This is a genomic window from Luteibacter sp. P4_E6 (assembly GCF_056401535.1).
In genome coordinates this window covers 1-1,810 of record NZ_JBFUJE010000685.1, presented here as the reverse complement: position 1 = coordinate 1,810, position 1,810 = coordinate 1, and the positions used below count along the sequence as shown (strand labels likewise).

General features: G+C 65.5%; 3 protein-coding genes. All 3 read right to left on the bottom strand.

The window, feature by feature from the left end; all coding sequences use genetic code 11:
- Nucleotides 1–47: 47 nt before the first annotated feature.
- Nucleotides 48–656: a bifunctional phosphoribosyl-AMP cyclohydrolase/phosphoribosyl-ATP diphosphatase HisIE gene (gene hisIE / locus AC1DT2_RS22390; RefSeq protein ID WP_477298824.1), complete on the bottom strand. Its 609-nt coding sequence runs from the start codon at nt 654–656 to the stop codon at nt 48–50.
- On the bottom strand, nt 653–1,423 hold the full coding sequence (gene hisF, locus AC1DT2_RS22385; protein WP_063574124.1) for an imidazole glycerol phosphate synthase subunit HisF: 771 nt from the start codon (nt 1,421–1,423) through the stop codon (nt 653–655). Before hisF ends, hisIE begins: the two co-directional genes overlap by 4 nt.
- Nucleotides 1,417–1,810 (bottom strand): HisA/HisF-related TIM barrel protein (locus tag AC1DT2_RS22380; RefSeq protein WP_477298823.1); only part of this gene is annotated, 394 nt, incomplete at its 5' end. The genes AC1DT2_RS22380 and hisF, both read right to left, overlap by 7 nt.

The window sequence follows — 1,810 nt, the reverse complement described above, 5'->3', positions numbered from 1 at the left end:
TGACCTGGCCCGCTGCCGCGGGATCGCCGATGAATCGGCTCCTACAATTAGCTGCCTGTGTGTCGGGCAGCTAGCTTTTCCGCCACGGCATCGAAACCGATGCCGCGCGCGCGCAACACCACCATCAGATGAAAGACCAGATCGGCGGCCTCGCCGATCAGGGCGTCGTCGCCTTCGGCGACCGCGGCAAGCGCCGTCTCGACACCCTCCTCCCCCACTTTCTGCGCCATGCGGCGAATACCGCCATCGAACAGCGTCGTCGTGTAGCTGCCGTCGGGCCGTTCGGCGTGCCGCGATGCGACCAGCGCGTCGAGTTCGGCGAGAAAGCCGAGCGTCGGCTTCACGTCATCGCCGAAACAACTCGACGTACCGGTGTGACAGGTAGGGCCCGCCGGCAGGGCGCGCACGAGAAACGTATCGGCGTCGCAGTCCAGGCGGATATCGACCAGGGCCAGCGAGTCGCCCGAGGTCTCGCCCTTCGTCCACAAACGCTGCTTGCTACGACTGAAGAAAGTCACCAATCCGCTCGCGCGCGTCTTCGCCAGTGCGGCTTCATCCATATAGCCGAGCATCAGCACTTCGCCCGACTGCGCGTGCTGGACGATCGCCGGCAGCAGGCCATCGCCCTTGGCGAAATCGGGAGTCACGTCGTTCATAGCCTTACCTCGATACCCTGCGTGCGCAGTTCGCGCTTGAGCGCGGGAATGCCGATGTCACCGGTGTGGAAAACGCTTGCGGCAAGCGCGGCGTCCACGTCGGCTTGCTTGAATACGTCGGCGAAGTGCATGGGCGTACCCGCTCCACCGGAGGCGACAAGCGGCACGTGGCTGATCGCCCGCGCCGCCTTCAGTTGCTCGATGTCGTAACCGCGACGCACGCCATCGGTGCCCATGCAGTTCAGGACGATTTCACCAGCGCCGAGCGCCTGCACTTCCTCGATCCATTCGAGCGTACCTTTGCGCAGGGCCCGCGTTCGCGACGGATCCCCCGTGTACTGGCGTACGCGCCATTCGCCGTCCTCGTCGCGCAAGCTGTCGACACCCACGACGACACACTGCACACCGAAGGCATCGGCGATCTCGCTCACAAGCGCCGGGCGCTCCAGGGCGGGTGAATTGATCGAGATCTTGTCGGCACCGGCGTGCAGCACGTCGCGCGCATCGTTCACGGAGCGAATGCCGCCGGCGACACAGAACGGAATGTCGATTTCGCGCGCCACGCGCTCCACCCAGTCGCGGTCCACACGGCGCCCTTCCGGACTGGCCGTGATGTCGTAAAACACGAGTTCGTCGGCACCCTCGTCGCGATAACGCAGGGCCAGTTCGACGATCTCGCCGACGACGACGTGATCGCGGAAGCGCACGCCCTTGACGACCTGTCCATCGCGAACATCGAGGCAGGGAACGATACGGCGGCTCAGCATGTCGCGTTTGCCCTTTCTGCCGTCGCGATGGCTTCAGGCAAGGCGAAAGCGCCTTCGAGCAGCGAGCGGCCAAGGATGATGCTGGCCACGCCTTGCAATGCGAGATCGGTGACGTCGGTGAGTGACTTCACGCCACCCGAGGCCTGTACATCGAGGCCCGGTGCCAGCGAGGCAAGATGGCGATAGAGGGCGAGGTTCGGACCGCTCATGGTGCCGTCGCGGTCGATGTCGGTGCACAGGAGGTGGCGCGCGCCGGCGGCTTCGTACCAGGGCACGAGATCGTCGAGCGTGTGCACTTCGTCCGCGGTCCAGCCCGCGCTGGGCAGCTTCCAAAGGCCATCGCGAAAGCGCGTGTCCAGGGCGAGCACGATGCGCTCGGCGCCGTAG